15 protein-coding genes and 2 pseudogenes are annotated in these 16,262 nt (G+C 65.4%); 14 read left to right on the forward strand and 3 right to left on the reverse strand.

All coding sequences use genetic code 11. The features are described 5' to 3' along the window. Positions 1-263: 263 nt before the first annotated feature. The 4 genes from XBLMG947_RS02440 to folK all read left to right on the forward strand — a co-directional run bounded on the left by XBLMG947_RS02440 (position 264) and on the right by folK (position 4,629). Positions 264-2,075: a sensor histidine kinase gene (locus XBLMG947_RS02440; protein WP_065466220.1), complete on the forward strand. Its 1,812-nt coding sequence runs from the start codon at positions 264-266 to the stop codon at positions 2,073-2,075. Continuing rightward, positions 2,072-2,512: a response regulator gene (locus XBLMG947_RS02445; protein ID WP_003482689.1), complete on the forward strand. Its 441-nt coding sequence runs from the start codon at positions 2,072-2,074 to the stop codon at positions 2,510-2,512. The genes XBLMG947_RS02440 and XBLMG947_RS02445 overlap by 4 nt, the downstream gene beginning before the upstream one ends. 3 nt (positions 2,513-2,515) lie before the next feature. After that, positions 2,516-4,018, forward strand: coding sequence for an ATP-binding response regulator (locus XBLMG947_RS02450; RefSeq protein WP_065466221.1), 1,503 nt, complete (start codon positions 2,516-2,518; stop codon positions 4,016-4,018). Between the two features lie 92 nt (positions 4,019-4,110). Continuing rightward, entirely contained in the window at positions 4,111-4,629 is a 519-nt protein-coding gene (gene folK / locus XBLMG947_RS02455) for a 2-amino-4-hydroxy-6-hydroxymethyldihydropteridine diphosphokinase (RefSeq protein ID WP_065466249.1), read from the forward strand. Positions 4,630-4,794: 165 nt separating this feature from the next. On the opposite strand, the gene XBLMG947_RS02460 is transcribed toward folK, so the two are convergent. Then, the gene (locus tag XBLMG947_RS02460; protein ID WP_065466222.1) at positions 4,795-5,532 is read right to left on the reverse strand and encodes a pteridine reductase; all 738 of its coding nucleotides are present in this window, start codon (positions 5,530-5,532) and stop codon (positions 4,795-4,797) included. Here XBLMG947_RS02460 and XBLMG947_RS02465 point away from each other — a divergent pair. Both XBLMG947_RS02465 and XBLMG947_RS02470 read left to right on the forward strand, forming a co-directional pair. Further along, positions 5,531-6,784: a class I SAM-dependent methyltransferase gene (locus tag XBLMG947_RS02465; protein ID WP_181093058.1), complete on the forward strand. Its 1,254-nt coding sequence runs from the start codon at positions 5,531-5,533 to the stop codon at positions 6,782-6,784. The two genes, XBLMG947_RS02460 and XBLMG947_RS02465, sit on opposite strands and share 2 nt — an antisense overlap. Further along, positions 6,772-7,185, forward strand: coding sequence for a VanZ family protein (locus tag XBLMG947_RS02470; protein ID WP_065466223.1), 414 nt, complete (start codon positions 6,772-6,774; stop codon positions 7,183-7,185). The genes XBLMG947_RS02465 and XBLMG947_RS02470 overlap by 13 nt, the downstream gene beginning before the upstream one ends. A 240-nt stretch (positions 7,186-7,425) precedes the next feature. Here the strand turns inward: XBLMG947_RS02470 and XBLMG947_RS02475 are convergent, their stop codons facing one another. Next, the gene (locus XBLMG947_RS02475; RefSeq protein WP_065466224.1) at positions 7,426-9,471 is read right to left on the reverse strand and encodes a TonB-dependent receptor; all 2,046 of its coding nucleotides are present in this window, start codon (positions 9,469-9,471) and stop codon (positions 7,426-7,428) included. Positions 9,472-9,796: 325 nt separating this feature from the next. Then, a pseudogene (locus XBLMG947_RS02480) lies at positions 9,797-10,381 on the reverse strand (2OG-Fe(II) oxygenase); the annotation flags it as partial. Between XBLMG947_RS02480 and XBLMG947_RS23095 the strand changes: the two are divergent. The 8 genes and pseudogenes from XBLMG947_RS23095 to gspN form a co-directional block, all read left to right on the forward strand. After that, a pseudogene (locus tag XBLMG947_RS23095) lies at positions 10,376-10,456 on the forward strand (type II secretion system protein N); the annotation flags it as partial. The pseudogenes XBLMG947_RS02480 and XBLMG947_RS23095 sit on opposite strands and share 6 nt — an antisense overlap. Positions 10,457-10,549: 93 nt before the next feature. After that, positions 10,550-11,014 carry a type II secretion system major pseudopilin GspG gene (gene gspG / locus XBLMG947_RS02485; RefSeq protein WP_065466225.1) on the forward strand — a complete coding sequence of 155 codons (465 nt, stop codon included), beginning with the start codon at positions 10,550-10,552 and terminating at the stop codon, positions 11,012-11,014. A 45-nt stretch (positions 11,015-11,059) separates the two neighbouring features. Beyond that, complete coding sequence (locus tag XBLMG947_RS02490; RefSeq protein WP_065466251.1) at positions 11,060-11,530, forward strand: GspH/FimT family pseudopilin; 471 nt, start codon at positions 11,060-11,062, stop codon at positions 11,528-11,530. Beyond that, on the forward strand, positions 11,514-11,894 hold the full coding sequence (gene gspI, locus XBLMG947_RS02495; RefSeq protein WP_065466226.1) for a type II secretion system minor pseudopilin GspI: 381 nt from the start codon (positions 11,514-11,516) through the stop codon (positions 11,892-11,894). Before XBLMG947_RS02490 ends, gspI begins: the two co-directional genes overlap by 17 nt. Further along, the gene (gspJ, locus tag XBLMG947_RS02500; RefSeq protein WP_065466227.1) at positions 11,884-12,492 is read left to right on the forward strand and encodes a type II secretion system minor pseudopilin GspJ; all 609 of its coding nucleotides are present in this window, start codon (positions 11,884-11,886) and stop codon (positions 12,490-12,492) included. Before gspI ends, gspJ begins: the two co-directional genes overlap by 11 nt. Continuing rightward, entirely contained in the window at positions 12,489-13,481 is a 993-nt protein-coding gene (gene gspK / locus XBLMG947_RS02505; RefSeq protein WP_065466228.1) for a type II secretion system minor pseudopilin GspK, read from the forward strand. Before gspJ ends, gspK begins: the two co-directional genes overlap by 4 nt. Further along, complete coding sequence (gene gspL, locus XBLMG947_RS02510; protein ID WP_245228095.1) at positions 13,478-15,049, forward strand: type II secretion system protein GspL; 1,572 nt, start codon at positions 13,478-13,480, stop codon at positions 15,047-15,049. Before gspK ends, gspL begins: the two co-directional genes overlap by 4 nt. Further along, positions 15,046-15,765 (forward strand): type II secretion system protein N, encoded by a 720-nt coding sequence (gene gspN / locus XBLMG947_RS02520; protein ID WP_065466230.1) that lies wholly within the window; start codon positions 15,046-15,048, stop codon positions 15,763-15,765. The genes gspL and gspN overlap by 4 nt, the downstream gene beginning before the upstream one ends. The last annotated feature ends 497 nt before the right edge of the window (positions 15,766-16,262 follow it).

Raw genomic sequence — 16,262 nt, forward strand, 5'->3', positions numbered from 1 at the left:
GGCTGCCGAGGCGAGGCGGCAGGCCCGCGCACCAGGCGCACTCTACGGAGTGCGCCTTTTTTCGTTCTGAAGAAACAGCCCGGCGAGCCGACAGGCGGCGCGGCGCTCGCGTGGTTTTTACGCCAACAGCACGTATGCTATGCCCATTCAGCTATGTCACGGACCGACAGGATTTCTCTGAATCATTAATCTGGCAAGGTGTGCGATCGGAGACAATACCGACCTGTCCTTGGCCTCTTTAGCGAGCGGAAACCGGTCCAGCAATGCAAACAACGGTCGAAGCAGACAAGTGGGATCGCTGGCGCCTGCCTTTGTTGGCGGTTGCCGTGTTCCTGATTGTGGTGGTGCCGTCGTTGCTGCTGCAGCAGATGGCGCGTAACGCCAACCTGGCCGCCGTTTGGGTCTCGCATAGTCAGGAAGTGCAGGAGACCGCGCAGCACCTGGAGGCGGCGATGCGCGATACCGAATCGGCGGCGCTGATGCGCTCGTACGGGGTGGAGCGCGAGGCGCTGCAGGAGCACATGCGGCGCGGGCGGCGCGAATCCGTGGCCGCAGTGCAGCGGTTGATCGAACTGACCAAGGACAACCCGGCGCAGCTGGTGCGCATCGGGCGCATCCAGAGCACCATCGAGCGGCGGCTGCAGCTGGCCGAGCGCATCGCGGTGACCACTGCGCCGGAGCAGATCCGCACGTTGATCAACGACCTGACGGCGAACAACCCGATCCGGTTGCTGCTCGATGATCTGCAAAGCGCCGAAAGCCGGTTGCTGGCGCTGCGCCATCTGCGCGCCAAGACCGAGCGCATGCATTACGCGGTGCTGAGCTGGGCGGCGCTGGCGGTGCAGCTGTTGTTGCTGGGCACGGTGACCTGGCTGCTGCAACGGCAGATCCGGCGCCGACTGGCAGCCGAGCAGGAATACCTGCGCGCCAACGGCCGCGCCAGCTCGGTGCTGCAGACCGTGCGCGAGCCGATCGTGTTGCTGGATAGCAGCCAGCGCATCTTGTTGCATAACCCTGCCTTCGCCGAGTTGTATGACCTGGAGGAGCGCGGCAACGAATCGATGGCGTTGGAGGATGTGGGCGAGGGCGTCTGGCGCGATGCGCAAATCCATCAGCGGCTGGCCGATGTGTTGCTGCGTGGGCGCGAGTTGTGGGATTACGAACATGAGCAGCGCACCGCCGACGGCGTGCTGCGCACCATGTTGATCAACGCACGCCGCATGCCCCTGCCCGACACCACCGATGAAGACGTGGTGCTGATGACGGTGAGCGACATCAGCGTACAAAAGGCCGCGCAGCTGCGTATCCAGGAGCTCAACCGGCAGATGGAAGGCAAGGTGGAGCAGGTATCGGAGGTCAACCGCGAGCTGGAAGCCTTCAGCTATTCGGTCTCGCACGATCTGCGCGCGCCGCTGCGGCACGTGGCCGGATTCTCCGACAAGCTTGCCCGCCATCTGGGCGATACGGCCGACGAGAAATCGCGCCATTACATGGAAGTGATCAGCAGCTCGGCGCGGCGTATGGCCTCGCTGATCGACGATTTGCTGGTGTATTCGCGCCTGGGCCGAGGTGCGCTACGCCTGCAGGCGGTGGACATGCAATCGCTGGTGGCCGAGACGCGCGCCATCCTGGATTCCAACGTGCAGAGCGAGAACACCGGGCACCGCGTGGAATGGCACATCGCGCCGCTGCCGGTGCTGGTGGCCGACGAAAACATGATGCGCCAGCTGTGGATGAACCTGCTCGGCAACGCGGTCAAGTACAGCGCCAAGCGCGAGGTGGCCAAGGTCGAGGTCGCTTATACGCCGATGGCCGACGGCGGCCATCAGTTCAGCGTGCGCGACAACGGCGCCGGCTTCGACATGGAGTACAGCGCTAAGCTATTCGGTGTGTTTCAGCGGCTGCACAAGGCTAGCGAGTACGCCGGCACCGGTATCGGCCTGGCCAGCGTGCGGCGCGTATTGACGCGTCACGGCGGCCGGGTCTGGGCTGAAGGCATCGTCGACGAAGGTGCAACGTTTTATTTCGTGTTACCTCCTGCGCTTGAAGCGCCCAACCAAGAGTTCAGTGTATGACCGCCATCCGTACCATTCTTCTGGCAGAAGACAGCCCGGCCGATGCGGAGATGGCGGTCGACGCCTTGCGCGAAGCCCGCCTTGCCAACCCCATCGTGCACGTCGAAGATGGCGTGGAAGCCATGGACTATCTGTTGCGCCGGGGCATGTTCGCCGATCGCGAGGAAGGCCTGCCGGCAGTGCTGCTGCTGGACATCAAGATGCCGCGCCTGGACGGGCTGGAAGTGCTCAAGCAGGTGCGCAGCGACGAAACGCTCAAGCGCCTGCCGGTCGTGATCCTCTCGTCCTCGCGCGAAGAAAGCGATCTGGCCCGCAGCTGGGACCTGGGCGTGAATGCCTATGTCGTCAAGCCGGTGGATGTGGATCAGTTCTTCAACGCGGTCAAGACGCTCGGCACGTTCTGGGCGGTGATCAATCAGGCACCGGAGCTGGACTGAACCATGCCGCATGAGGGTGGCAACCTGGAGCAGCTGAAGATCCTTCTGGTGGAAGATTCACCGGAAGATGCCGAGCTGTTGTCCGACCAGTTGCTCGATGCCGGTCTGGATGCGGCATTCGAGCGCGTGGACAGCGAGCCTTCGCTGCGCGCCGCGCTGGATACCTTCCAGCCGGACATCGTGCTCTCGGACCTGAGCATGCCTGGCTTTTCCGGCCATCAGGCGCTGCGTCTGGTGCGCCAGAACGGTGCCACGCCCTTCATCTTCGTCTCCGGCACCATGGGTGAGGAGACCGCGGTCAAGGCGCTGCAGGATGGCGCCAACGACTACATCATCAAACACAACCCGACCCGCCTGCCGAGCGCGGTGATCCGTGCGATCCGCGAGGCGCGCGCCGATCTGGAACGTCAGCGCGTGGAAAGCGAGTTGATGCGCGCGCAGCGACTGGAAAGCCTGGCGATGCTGGCGGCCGGCCTGAGCCATGATCTGCGCAATATCCTGCAGCCGTTGTTGATCGTGCCCGACCTGTTGGCCGGGCGCACCGACGACCCGCAGCTGCGTCAGCTGGCCAACGTGGTGGCCGAATGCGGCCGGCGCGGGCATGAGATGGCCGAGTCGATGCTGTCGTTCGTGCGGGGGTCCAACAAACCGCGCGAGCAGGTGTCCCTTGCCAGTCTGTTCCAGGCCGTGCAGATGCTGCTCAAGAGCAGCCTGCCCGATGGCGTACGCCTGCAGATGGACACCATCGCCGCGGATCTGACCATCGAGGCCAACTACACCGAATTGCAGCAATGCCTGCTCAACCTGGGCTTGAACGCGATCCAGGCGATGCCGGCGGGCGGCACCCTGATCCTGTCGGCCGATCACTTCGATGCCACGCGCGTGCGCATGAGTGTTGTCGACACCGGCATGGGCATGAGCGATGAAACCCGCGTGCGCCTGTTCAGCCCGTTTTTCACCACCAAGGTTGATGGCACCGGGCTGGGGCTGATTTCGTGCAAGCGCATCGTGGAGAGTTACGGCGGCAGCATCGTGGTCGATAGCCGCCTGGGCGAGGGCACGCGCTTCGACATGATCGTGCCGATGCGCGCGGTGTCGGTGGCGGTGACCGAAACCGAACTGCCGTTCGCACTTGGCCATGGGCAGCGCATCTTGTTGGTCGATGGCGAGGCCACGCGCCTGTCGCTGCTGGGCAACGCGCTCTCCAGTCAGGGCTATCAACCGCAGTTGGCCAGCGATGGTGCTGCGGCGCTGCAGCTGGTGCAGCAGCATGCGATGCCGGATCTGGTGATCATCGACAGCGACATCATCCTGCTCTCGGCAGTGAGCATTCTGTTGAGCATGCAGGAACTTGGATATCAGGGCCCGGCGATTGTGCTGGAAGATGTTGGCAAGCCGCTGCATCGTGCGCATTTTCCGTCGGATCTGCCGGTGCATGTGCTGCGCAAACCGCTGGAAATGCGCCGGGTATTTCGCGCCGTCTCGCACGCGCTGGAAGTTGCCTGACATCACGTTTCTACGCACTCGGCATGTGCGTTGGTCGGTTCAATGCGATTGCAACAGTTGACGCCCACGCCGGCCTCATGCGCGAATACCGCATGACCACCGTGCTTCTCAGCCTCGGCAGCAACGTCCAGCCGGCCCACTACTTGCGCTTGGCCGTCTCCGCCTTGCGCACACGCTTTGGCCAGCTCGATGTTTCCCCCGCGTACCGCACGCCGGCGGTGGGTTTCGACGGGCCGGACTTCGTCAATAACGCGGTGATGCTGGAGACCGATCTGGACCTGCACGCGCTCGATGATTGGCTGCATGCATTGGAAGACGCGCACGGCCGCGATCGTAGCGGGCCGCGTTTCAGCGACCGCACCCTGGATGTGGATGTGGTGTTCTTCGGCGATTGCATCATCGAAGGTCCAGGGCATCTGCGCATCCCGCGGCCCGAGCTCAAGCACGCATTCGTGCTCAAGCCGCTGGCCGATATCGCGCCGCACTTCATCGACCCGCTCAGTGGGCGAACGTTGGCGGCGTTGTGGCAAGCGCATCCGCAATACGGCAGCGCGTTTGCCACGGTGGAGCTGGATGAGGTCGCTGCGCCGGAGTTGAGTGCGGCGCAGTAGCACCGTTCTGACGGCGTAGATGAGCGCGGCCGCGCAAGCGTGCGAGTCGCGGTACGAGGTGCGGAAACTGTCTGGCAGTGGCCACTTGGCGATGTGGCAACGCAGCTGACGCGCGCTGCCCGCAGAGCGACCCTGCGCAGCGAACGCATGCAGGAGCGGGACGCGCTAACTGAGCTGTCGGCCACCATCGACGTGCAGGGTATGCCCGGTAACGAAGCTGGCCTCGTCCAGCAACCAACGCACCGCTTCGGCAACTTCTTCCGGCGTACCGATGCGCGCCAGTGGCGTGCGTGCGAGCAGCGCCTGCTTGGCCTCGGAGGGCTTGCCTTCTTCCGGCCACAGGATCGCCCCAGGTGCGACCGCGTTGACGCGCACGTGCGGCGCCAGTTCCAGCGCGAGCGAGCGGGTCAGCATGTCCAGCGCGCTCTTGGACGCGCCGTACAGCGGGTGGTTGCGCATGGGCTGCTGCGCGTGCAGATCGGTGAGGTTGACGATGGCGCCGCGGTGCTGGCGCAACTGTGCTGCGGCTGCCTGGGCGATGAAGAACGGCGCACGTGCATTCACCGCAAACAATTCGTCCCATTGCGCTGCAGTGGCCTCGCCAATGGTGGTGGGGTAGAACGCCGAGGCGTTGTTGACCACGCCATCCAGGCGACCAAACGCGGCCAGGCAATCGGCCACCAATTGCGCAGGCGCGTCGGGCAGGCGCAGATCGGCGTGCAAGGCGTGGGCACTGCCGGCACGCTGTGCGCACAGCTCGGCCACGCGCGCGTCCAGCGCGTCGCCAGAGCGGTGTGCGTGCAAGGCCACGCAGTAGCCGGCGGCATGCAGCGTGGTGGCGATCTGCGCGCCGATGCGGCGGCCTGCGCCGGTGATCAACACCACCTTGGAACTGTCTGTCATGGCGTACTCGCTCGGCGTTGCAAAGGGCTCGGCTATCCTGTGCATTGTCCCCGCAACCGGTGCCTGCATGCACGCCGACCTTCCCACACCCGATCCGGACGCGCTGGCGCACAGCGACCGGCTGGCTGCGCATGTGCGCGCCGAAATCCAGGCCGCCGGCGGTGCGATTGCGTTTTCGCGCTTCATGGAGCTGGCGCTGTATGCCCCCGGCCTGGGCTATTACAGCGCCGGTGCGAGCAAGTTCGGCGAGGCCGGGGATTTCGTCACCGCGCCGGAATTGGGGCCGCTGTTTGCAGCCACCGTCTCCGGCGCGTTGGCGCCGGTGTTGCAGCAGCTCGGGCCGCAGGCACGGGTGCTGGAAGTGGGCGGTGGTAGCGGCGCGTTTGCCGAAGTCACGCTCAAGCGGCTGTTGGAGCTGGACGCGCTGCCCGAGCGTTACGCGATCCTGGAGCCCAGCGCCGACCTGCGCGAGCGTCAGCGCGAGCGGCTGGGGCGCAGTCTGATTCCGCCGGTATTCGATCTGGTGGAGTGGCTGGATGCGCCGTTCCCTGACGATTGGGATGGCGTCCTGTTCGCGAACGAAGTCATCGATGCATTGCCCACGCCGCGCTTCGCACTGCGCAATGGCGAGGTGTACGAAGAAACCGTGGTGCTGGATGCGCAGCAGCAGTTCGCACGCGGCGAGCAACCGGCCGATGCGTTGCTCGGCGCGGCCGTGCGGCATCTTGAGCGCTATCTGAAGCAGCCGTTCGCCGATGGCTATCGCTCCGAGTTGCTGCCGCAGTTGCCGTACTGGATTCAGGCGGTGGCCGGCGGATTGAAGCGCGGTGCGATGTTGTTCGTCGACTACGGTTACCCGCGTGGCGAGTTCTATCGTGCGCAGCGCGAGGACGGCACCTTGCGTGCGTTCTATCGGCATCGCATGCATGAAGATCTGTATCGTTGGCCGGGTCTGCAGGATCTGACCGCATCGGTGGACTTCACCGCGTTGGCCGAGGCGGGCACCGGCGCAGGTTTCGAGTTGGCCGGTTATTGCACGCAGGCAAGCTTCTTGCTCGGTAACGGGCTGGATGCATTACTGGCACAGGCCGATACGCGCACCGATGAAGTGGGGCGGATGCGTCTGCGCGAACAGATCAAGCGGCTGACGCTGCCCAGCGAGATGGGCGAGCGCTTCCAGGTGATGGGCTTCTCGCGCGATGTCGACTTTGCACCTGCATTCCTTGCAGGCGATCTCACATGGCGGTTGTGACGTCGGCGCTACGGCCGTTTCATCGGCCGCGGTTGTGGGTGGGCTTGTGGATCGCTGCGATCGTCGTGGTGATCGCGGTCTGCCTGGGGCCGCCGCCGGAGATTCCGGAGCTGCCGGATAACAGCGACAAGGGCGAGCACTTTTTGACCTTTGCGCTGTTGTGCTGGGGCGCGGTGCAGTTGTTTGCTCGCCGTCGCGCGCAGCTCGTTGCGGCCATCGGCCTGGTGGGGTTGGGGATCGGCATCGAAATCGCGCAAGGCGCACTGACGACCAATCGAAGCGCCGACCCCTACGACGCGCTGGCCGACACGCTGGGCATCCTGGCCGGTTTATGCCTGGCCTGGACGCCGCTGCGCTTTGTGATGTTGCGGATCGATCAGCGCCTGTTTGCGCGGCGTTGAGTGCGCCGCGTTGGTGTGCCTGGCGTGGATGCCTGCACGCGTTGAGCCGGATCGCTAGCAATCCCGGTCCGTTGCTGGCGGTGTGACCGCAACAGTGACGTGGCAACGATCAGCGGACGTCGCCACCAGGCTCACCGCATATTCGGTGCGTTGTCTGCATGCCATGGCACGTGCCGCAGCATTCCGCGCGCAGGTGGCCGTTGCCGCGCGCGCGCGGGCCGGTCAACCGATCCGGTCGCGTCACAGCTTCATGTTCAGACCGATGTAGAGCTGGCGCCCGGCCGCCGGCGAAAACATCGGTTGTGCCTGCGACCAGAAAAAGCTGTCGTACCAGGCATAGGCGTAGTCGCGGCCGGTGGCATTGCGAACCTGAAGGTCTACGCTCCAGGCGGGGTTGAGGGTGTATCTGGCGGTGAGGTCCAGCGTCGCAAAACCGCCGTACTTGCCTGCCTGGTTGCGCTCTTCCAGGTAGTAATCGCCCTGGGCGCGTCCCTGCAGCCCAAGTTGCAGGGCATCGGTTGCGCGATAGTCCAGGCCGATGTTGCTGATGTAGCGCGGCGTTGCAGCCACTTCGTTGCCTTGCAGCGACACACTGGCATCGCGGTCGTCGCGGGCGATCTTGGCTTCCTGATAGGCATGCGACGCCCACAGCGTCCAGTTGTCGCCCAGCTGCGCGCTGATCTGCGCGTCCACGCCGCGACGGCGGGTCTTGCCCAGGGTGACGGTGGTAGCGGTAGCCGGCATGTTGGAGACCTCGTTTTCGGCATCCTGCTGCCACACCGCGATGCGCGCCTGGCTGCCTGCAAACGGGCTGAATTTCATGCCCAACTCCATGCCGGTGTTGGTGGACGGGCGCACCTCGGCCTGGCCGGCGGTCAGATAGGCCGGTGCGGTGGAGCCGGTCAGCACCTGGAAGGTGCGGCCCCAGTTGGCATACAGGTTGGTCGTCGGGCTAAACGCGTAGACCAGGCTGAGCTTGGGTTGCCCGATGGTGCCGTAGCGCTGCAGCGGTGCGCGCACGCCGCCCGGCAACTGGGTGTCGCCATCGAAGCGATCCACGCGGTAGGCCGGGACGATCTTCAGCGCGTCGATCGGCTGGTAGATCGCCTGCACGTAGGCGCCCCAGTTGTCGAAGGTGTGGCGGTCGTCGTTCTGGACACGCGCCGGGGTGGCGTTGAAATCGGTGGGCTCGGCATAGCTGAAGCGCTCGCGCCTGTAAGCGTTGTCTTGATGTTCGTAATTGACGCCGCCTTCCAGGGTAAGGGTGTCGTTGGTGCGCCAGGTCAGTGTGTTGAGCATGCCGACCTGCGACTCGTCCCACATCCGGCGCTGGCGCGGTGCATTGCCGGTGGGCAGGTCGCTGAAGGTCACCCGACGGTCGTCGGCGTAGCTGTTGTAGTACAGCTTGGTCCCCAGGAACAGGCCTTCGGCCAGCTTCACGTCCATATGCACGCCGAGTTGGCGCATGTCGCGGTCGTCGCCATCGTTGCGATTGCGCAGGTCAGAGGCGCGGCGGTCGGCCTGCATCTCCGCGGCGGTCATGAAGCCGGGTTCATCGGCCTGGTTGTGGTACAGGCGTGCGGTCAGGCCGATGCGCATGCCGTCATCGAGATTGCCGTAGAACCACTTGCCGCCCAACGCATATTTGCTGGAGCGATCGTGGTCGCGATACCCGTCCGATGCCTGGACGCCCACGAAGTAGTTCTGTGCGAAGCCATCGCGTTCGCGCCCCACGGCGATCTGTGCGCCGCGGGTGTTGAAGCTGCCGTAGGCCATGCGCGCGTCGGTGTAGTTGCCGCCCTGGCGAGTGCCGAAGTTGATGTTTCCGCCGATGTTGTGCAGCCCGTAGCGTGGGTCGTTGGTGCCGCGCACCACTTCGATGTAGCTGATTTCCAGCGGAAACAGCATGTCGATGAAACGCTGGTTGCCGCTGTTGACGTTGCTGGGAATGCCGTCGATCAGCGTCTTGATCGCATTCAGATAGCCTTCGCCATTGAATGCGCGGAAGCTGACCTTGCCGGACTCGGCGCCCTGGCGGGTCTCGGTGAGCTGGATGCCCGGCATCTGTCCGAGCAGTTCCCAGCTGTAGGAGACGTTCTTGTCTGCGATCTGGTCGGCGCCGAGCACATCCACCGAGGTCAACACCTGGTGGGCGGTGAGCTGGCCTTCGCCATGCTGGTGAACATCGACCTTGCCGAGCGTCAGCGCCGAATCCGACGACTGCGCGCGCGCTTCGGGGGCAAGCAGGGTAGCGACGACAGCCGCTGCGAGAAGGTGGGTTTTCATGGATCGGACAGCACCAATGCGAAGTGGCGAGGCTGACCAGCGAATGTGTCAGTGATTGCAATATTATAACATAAATGGCATGTGTCCGATCAGGCGTCCCTGCGTATTCTCGGGAGCATCGCCTGGACGGAAGGGCTCCGCAGCACAGCGCATCGCGCCGATGCGTGGCCGGTGGCTGGAACTGATCTGCGCTTGCTGGAAGATGTCGCGTGGGTGACGCGATCGGGCGCCTGGACGAAGGTGCCGCCTCCCGGGAAAGCATGATGATGCGTTCGCGCCGACGGCACGCCATTGGCCGTTGTTTGCGACGTGCTTGTCGCCGCGCTCAGCCGGACATGCGCACCGGGCGTTCGCGCAGCCACTTGGTGGCGACCCACTTTTCCCCAGCCAGGATCGGTGCGCCGGCGTGCAGGCTACGCGTCATCGGGTGTGGCCGGTCGTAGCTGAAAAACACCGCGTTGCCTTTGACCGCCGCAACATCCAGATGCTCGTCCGGAAAACGCGTGGCGCCGCCACGTTCGGGCGTGTTGAGGTACATCGCCAGTGAGGCGACGCGTTGGCCGCCGGCCTGCAACAACATCGGTGTGCCGGCCGCGTCCGGGTCGAAGTAATCGTAATGCGGCTGATATTGCCCACCGGTGGCGTAACGCAGCACTTGCAGGCCTTCGCCGTGATCGACCGGCCAGTCGAGCAAACGTGCGATACGCGCCTCGATACGTTCGCACAGCGCATCCTGGCCAACGCGCAGACACATGCTGTCGCTGGTGCGCGCTGCATGCACCACATGCGCGCCATTGGCATTGTCCACGGTGCGCGAGCGCGCCAGGCGCGGCTGGGCCAAGGCGATCAACCCATCGCATTCGTCGTCGGAAAGAAAACCGCCCAGCACCACCACGCGTGGCAGCGTCAGGCCGGTCTGGCGCCGGGCGATGTGCTGACCCAGATCAACGGCCGCACGCTCGATGCAGAACACCTGCGCGTGCTGCCGGGCGGGGTGGTGGCGGTGATCGTGCTGTCGATCCTGCAATTCAACACCCTCGCGCTTGGTTGAGCGCGACCGCTTATCTCGGAGATCGTCATGCAGTCCATCCACCCCCGCGCAGGTGTCGGCGCGCTCACGGCACATCGCCTCGCACGTGGCTTCACCCTGGTCGAACTCATGGTGGTCATCGTCATCATCGGCCTGCTTGCCACCGTGGTCATGATCAATGTGATGCCCAGCCAGGACCGGGCGATGGTCGAAAAAGCGCGCGCCGATGTGGCGGTACTGGAGCAGGCGCTGGAAACCTATCGGCTGGACAACCTGAGCTACCCGAGTACCGAGCAAGGCCTGCAAGCCTTGCTCAACCCGCCGAGCGGACTGACGCGACCGGAGCGCTATCGGCAGGGCGGCTATATCCGCCGGCTGCCGGAAGATCCATGGGGCCATGCCTACCAGTACCGGCGCCCGGGCCGCAATGGCGGCTTCGACGTGTACTCGTTCGGCGCAGACGGTGCTGAAGGCGGCGATGCCGACAATGCCGATATCGGCAACTGGCGCTGAGTGCTGGCAGTGTCTGCAGGTTCTGCCACCGCACAGCAATCGCTCATGTGGACGCACATAGCGGCACGACGTGCGCGTGGCTTCACCCTGCTCGAAGTGCTGGCTGTGCTGGTGATTACCGCGCTCGCCGGCATGCTGGTGGTGATGACCTTGCCGGAGACACGGCGCGATCTGCACGATCATGCCGACTCGCTGGCGAGTGCGCTGATGCATGCCCGCGATGAGGCGATGATGAGTTTGCGCATGGTGGAGGTGAGCATCGATGCCGGCGGCTATGCGTCCCGTCGTCAGGCGCAGCAGCGGTGGAGTGCGTTGGACGAACCGCCATTCGCCGCCATGCGCTGGCCGGAGGGCATTCAGGCACAGCTGCCCGCGGGCAGCAAGCAGCTGAGCGTGCGCTTCGACCCCACTGGCGCGGCCACGCCGCAACGCATCGCGTTGGGGGATGGCCGGCAGCAGATGCAGGTGGTGGTGGATGCCAACGGCGTGGTGCAGGTCGATGCGCCATCTCGCTAATGCAAGCACAGCGGGCGGATTCTCGCTGCTCGAACTGATGGTCGCGCTGGCGATCTTCGGCATGGCCGTGGTCGGCCTATTGAACCTGTCCGGTGAAAGCACCCGCACTGCGGTGGTGCTGGCAGAGCGCGCCTTGGCCACGGTGGTGGCGGAAAATCAGGCGATCGAGGCGACACTGGCGCCAGCGTCCGCCGTGCGCGCGCCTGCGAACGGGCAAGTGGAGCTCGGCGGACGCAGCTGGGAGTGGCAACGTCAGTCGATGCCAGCGGGCGCTGCAGGCCTGTTGCGGATCGAGGTGCGCGTGCGTGCCGCAGGCCAGGCGCAGGAAGTTGCCAGCCTCAGCGTGTTGCGGAGTGCCGAATGATCCGCAGCAGCGCACGCGCGGCTTCACCTTGATCGAACTGCTGGTGGCCTTGGCGGTGTTCGCGCTGGTCGCCGCAGCCGCGGTGGCGGTGATGCGGCAGAGCATCGATCAGCGCGATGCCGTGCGCGCGCGGCTGCAACAGATCCGCGACTTTCAGCTTGCCCATGGTCTGCTGCGCAGCGACCTGCAGCAGGCTGCGGTGCGGCGCACCCGCAACGACGACGGCAGCGCCGCACGCAGCGCATTTATCGCGAGTGCGCCCGGTACGCATGGGCCGTTGTTTGGATTCGTGCGGCGTGGCTGGAGCAACCCGGACCAGGCGCCGCGTGCATCGCTGCAATACGTGGAATACCGCGTGGTGGAGGGACGGCTGGAGCGCAGTGCACGCTCCGCGCTCGACGGCGCGGCAGCCGGCACGCCGCAAGTGCTGTTGCGCGGTGTGCGCTCGGCGGTGATGGCATTCCATTACCGCACGCAATGGAGCGATGGCTGCAGCGGCGGTCTGGAAGCATTGCCGGATGCCGTCGCGTTGGAGCTGGAGCTGGAACACTGGGGACGCGTGCGCCAGCTATTCCTGCTGCCGGAGGGGCGCACGTGAGGGCGCTGCATGCACCTGCCGGGCAACGCGGCGTCGCCTTGCTGACGGTGTTGCTGCTGGTTGCCGTCATGACCTTGCTGATGGCTGACGTGCTGGAGGATTTGCGCTTTGGCCTGCGCCGTAGCGGCAATGGCGAGGCGATGACGCAGGCGCAGTGGTACGCGCTGGGCAGCGAGGCGGTCGCACGGCAACGGTTGCAGGCCTTGGCCAAGCGCGACCCGCTGCGCACCACGCTGGACGGCGGCTGGAACGACCAACCGATCCGTTTTCCGCTGGACCACGGGGCCGTGAGCGTGCGTCTGCGCGATCGCGGCGGCTGCTTCAACCCCAATAGCGTGGTTGTCGGTGCGCCCGAACAATGGCAGCGCAGCGATGAGGGCGCACGTCAATATCGCGCGTTGTTGGACGTGCTCGGCATCGTCCCGCAACAGGCGCAGGCATTGACCGCTGCATTGGTGGACTGGATCGACAGCGACACACAGCCGGGCACGCAAGGCGCCGAAGACGACCGCTATCTGCAGGCCGCCGTGCCGCTGCGCACCGGTGCCACCTTGTTGGCAGGCGTCAGCGAACTGCGCGCCATCGTCGGCTACACGCCGCAACTGATCGCGCAACTGCAGCCGTATGTCTGTGCATTGCCGGAAGGGCGCTTGTCGCCGATCAACGTCAACGCGCTGCGCCCGGAGGATGCGCCGGTGCTGGTGGCGTTGACCGACGGTGCACTGGAGTTGCCGGCCGCGCGACGCGTTATCGCAGCACGACCGGCCGGAGGATGGCGCGACGTCAGGATGTTTCTGAGCCAGCCGGCGTTGCTGCAGGCCGAGTTGTCCAATGCAGTCCTGGAACAGCTCGAACTACGCACCCGCTATTTTTCTCTCTACAGCCAGGTCGACCACGCCGGCGCGCAGGTCATGCTGGATGCCTTGCTGCAGCAGGATCCTTCGGGACGTGTGCGGCTGGTGGCGCGCCAATGGAGTTCTGACCAATGAGTACCACCTTGCTGTTGTTGCCGGCCGATGCCACCGCGCAAGCCACCGCCGTGCGCGTGGATGCGCAGGGCCGGGTGCAGTCGGTGGGCGAAGCCAGCACGCCGCGCGAACCATCCGCACGCACTGTTCTGGTGGTGCCGGGCGTGGATGTGCATCTACGCTGGTTGACCTTGCCCGACCGCAGCATCGCGCAATCAGTGGCCGCTGCCCGCCTGCAATTAGCCGAGCATGTGGCGGTCGAAACGCAGGGCTTGCATGTCGTGATCGCCGATCGCGCTGATGCCGATGGCACGCGTTTGGTTGCTGCGGTGGACAGCGGGGTGATGCAGCAGTGGTTGGCGCGCGTAGCGCAGCTCGGCATCGTACCCGATGCGGTGGTGCCGGACTGCCTGTTGCTGGAGCCCTGCGCCGATGCGCCGGCAGCGGTGATGCACTGGGATGGCCGCTGGCTGATCCGCGGCGCTGGCCTGGCCTGCAGCCTGCAGTCTGGAGCCGGAGGCGGCGCGCATGCTGCTGGGCGATCGCGCGCCGGCACAAGCGCCGAAGGCCGAGACTGCGCTGTCCATTGCCTGCTTTGCGCGCTGCGCGCCACACCTGCCGATCACTCTTCTGCAGCACGCGTTCGCGAAGCAGAAGGCCGTTGTGCAGACGCTCACCCTGCGCCGGCTTACCGCCGTGGCCGCGGTGGTGCTGCTCTCGCCGATGGTGCTGTTGCTGGCGCAGACCTTGCGCTACGAGATCGGCGCGCGCGTGCTGCAAGGGCGCGCCGCCGCACAGTTGGGGGTGCGCGATGCAGCGGCGGTGCCGGCCGCACTGCAGGCACATCGGCAGGCGGGAACCGCGGCCGATCGCCTGGCTGTGCAACTGCGTACCTTGTTCGCAGCGGTCGATGCCCTTCCGGGTGCGGAACTGGATCAGCTCGATTACCAGCCCGCACAGCCACTGCGCGCGACCTTGCTGTCCCCCGATGGTGCAAGCCTGCAACAGCTTTCTGCGCGGCTTGCCGACGCGGGCTGGCACGTACAGCCCGGCAGCAGTCAGGTCGAGGACGATCGCCTGCGCACGCCGTTCGCACTGGAGCCGTTGCGATGAAGGCAGGTTTGCAGCAGCGTGGTACTCAGTGGTGGCAGACGCGTGCGCCGCGAGAGCGGCGCATGCTGGGCGTGATGTGCGCCGCGCTGGCAGCATTCGTCGGTTGGTATGCGCTTTACGTCCCACTGCGGCACTGGCATGCCCGGGCTTGGGCGCACTACGCCGATGCCGCGCAGCTGGTTCTCGATGCATCGGCGCAGACAGCAACGACCAAGCGCGTTACCGCGCCGGGCAACGCGGCATTGGCCCAGATCATCGCAAGCAGCGCACGCGAGGCCGGCGTCAACATCAGCTCCCAGCAGCGCAGCGCCTCGGGCGGGATGGACGTACAGATCGATGCGGTCAGCGCCGACGCCTTGTTCGGCTGGCTCGAGCGGTTGCGGCAAGCACATGGGCTGGCGCCGACCCAGCTGAGCGTCGTACGCGATCAGGGCCAACTCCGCGTACGCTGCGGGTTTGCGGAATCTGTCCCATGACGCGTCTGGGTTGGGTGTTGGTCTTCCTGTCGATGGTAGGCATTGCGTTGCTGGCATCGCTGCCGTTGCGCCTGGTGCTGCCGCGCGAGGGCTTGCCGTTCTCTGTGCTGGACGTGGAGGGCCCGCTATGGGCCGGCACGTTGCGTCAGGTGCAATGGCAAGGCATGGCGCTCGGCGATGTCGCAGTGCGGCCGCGCCTCTGGCCGCTGTTGCGTGGCGAGCGTGAGGTGCACCTGCAGTCCACGCAGCTGCAACTGCTGCTGGTGGATGGCGCGCAACACGGCATTCGCAATGCACAGGGCCAGCTCCTGTTGCGTCAGCCAGGTGGCGTGGCGCTGGTCGATCTGGCGTTGCAGTTGCAGCAGGTAGATCTGCTGTTCGATGCCACTGGCTGCGTGCAGGCGCGGGGGCGGGTCAGCCTGCAACTGCTGGCGAGCGGTGCGGGTGAGCTACCCGGTCTGCCGCCGTTGCGGTTGTCCGGGCAGCCGGCGTGCGTGGATGACACCGCCGTGCTGACCCTGTTGCCCGACACCGCGCTGCCTGCCGGCGTGCAGGCCGAGGCACAGCTGCAACTCTGGCGCGATGGGCGCTGGCAGCTGCAGTCGCGGGTCGATCCAGCGCAGGACGCAGTGTTGGGCGTCGGCCTGCAATTGCTGGGCTTCGCTGCCACCCCGGAGCGCGGATTTCTGCGCAACGACCAGGGTCGGTTGCGCTAGACGCGGCGTGACTGCCTGCGCGCCGTAGCAAAGCTCTCGTGCACCCATCAGTGCGCACGCGTCATGCATGACGCAGGCGTTTCGGCCAAGGTGAGGGCGGGCTGGCTTGTCCGCTGACAACGTTGTCGTCGTGGTGCTGCGCTCAGTCATCGCGGTAGTCGCTCGCCTGGGCAAGGAGACGTGGCACCTCGGTTTGGATCGCACATGAGCACGTTGCCAAGGACTGTGATGCAGCACGCAATGAGTGCGATGCCTGGACCACCGCATCGACCGCACGGAATTGGTCTGGTCGATAAGAATTGGTCGGTGACTGGTCCCGTGACAACGATGCCCGTCACGCAGCTCGGTACTCTGCAGCACCGTCGAAGGCGAATCACAGCAGGCATCCGGCGCCTAATCAGCCACCGATCGAACACTTTCGAAAGTGACTGTTGACACGATCTTTTAGAGACCATAAGAATCAACTCCACTGAATTGGTACTTTCCAGTCAGCGCCG

It is taken from the genome of Xanthomonas bromi (genome assembly GCF_900092025.1).
Lineage (GTDB): Bacteria > Pseudomonadota > Gammaproteobacteria > Xanthomonadales > Xanthomonadaceae > Xanthomonas > Xanthomonas bromi.

Excerpts from the sequence above, each read along its gene's own strand:
- XBLMG947_RS02440 (WP_065466220.1), top strand. The coding sequence starts at position 264 with ATGCAAACAACGGTCGAAGCAGACAAGTGGGATCGCTGGCGCCTGCCT.
- XBLMG947_RS02445 (WP_003482689.1), top strand. The coding sequence starts at position 2,072 with ATGACCGCCATCCGTACCATTCTTCTGGCAGAAGACAGCCCGGCCGAT.
- XBLMG947_RS02450 (WP_065466221.1), top strand. The coding sequence starts at position 2,516 with ATGCCGCATGAGGGTGGCAACCTGGAGCAGCTGAAGATCCTTCTGGTG.
- folK (WP_065466249.1), top strand. The coding sequence starts at position 4,111 with ATGACCACCGTGCTTCTCAGCCTCGGCAGCAACGTCCAGCCGGCCCAC.
- XBLMG947_RS02465 (WP_181093058.1), top strand. The coding sequence starts at position 5,531 with ATGGCGTACTCGCTCGGCGTTGCAAAGGGCTCGGCTATCCTGTGCATT.
- XBLMG947_RS02460 (WP_065466222.1), bottom strand. The coding sequence starts at position 5,532 with ATGACAGACAGTTCCAAGGTGGTGTTGATCACCGGCGCAGGCCGCCGC.
- XBLMG947_RS02470 (WP_065466223.1), top strand. The coding sequence starts at position 6,772 with ATGGCGGTTGTGACGTCGGCGCTACGGCCGTTTCATCGGCCGCGGTTG.
- XBLMG947_RS02475 (WP_065466224.1), bottom strand. The coding sequence starts at position 9,471 with ATGAAAACCCACCTTCTCGCAGCGGCTGTCGTCGCTACCCTGCTTGCC.
- gspG (WP_065466225.1), top strand. The coding sequence starts at position 10,550 with ATGCAGTCCATCCACCCCCGCGCAGGTGTCGGCGCGCTCACGGCACAT.
- XBLMG947_RS02490 (WP_065466251.1), top strand. The coding sequence starts at position 11,060 with ATGTGGACGCACATAGCGGCACGACGTGCGCGTGGCTTCACCCTGCTC.
- gspI (WP_065466226.1), top strand. The coding sequence starts at position 11,514 with ATGCGCCATCTCGCTAATGCAAGCACAGCGGGCGGATTCTCGCTGCTC.
- gspL (WP_245228095.1), top strand. The coding sequence starts at position 13,478 with ATGAGTACCACCTTGCTGTTGTTGCCGGCCGATGCCACCGCGCAAGCC.
- gspN (WP_065466230.1), top strand. The coding sequence starts at position 15,046 with ATGACGCGTCTGGGTTGGGTGTTGGTCTTCCTGTCGATGGTAGGCATT.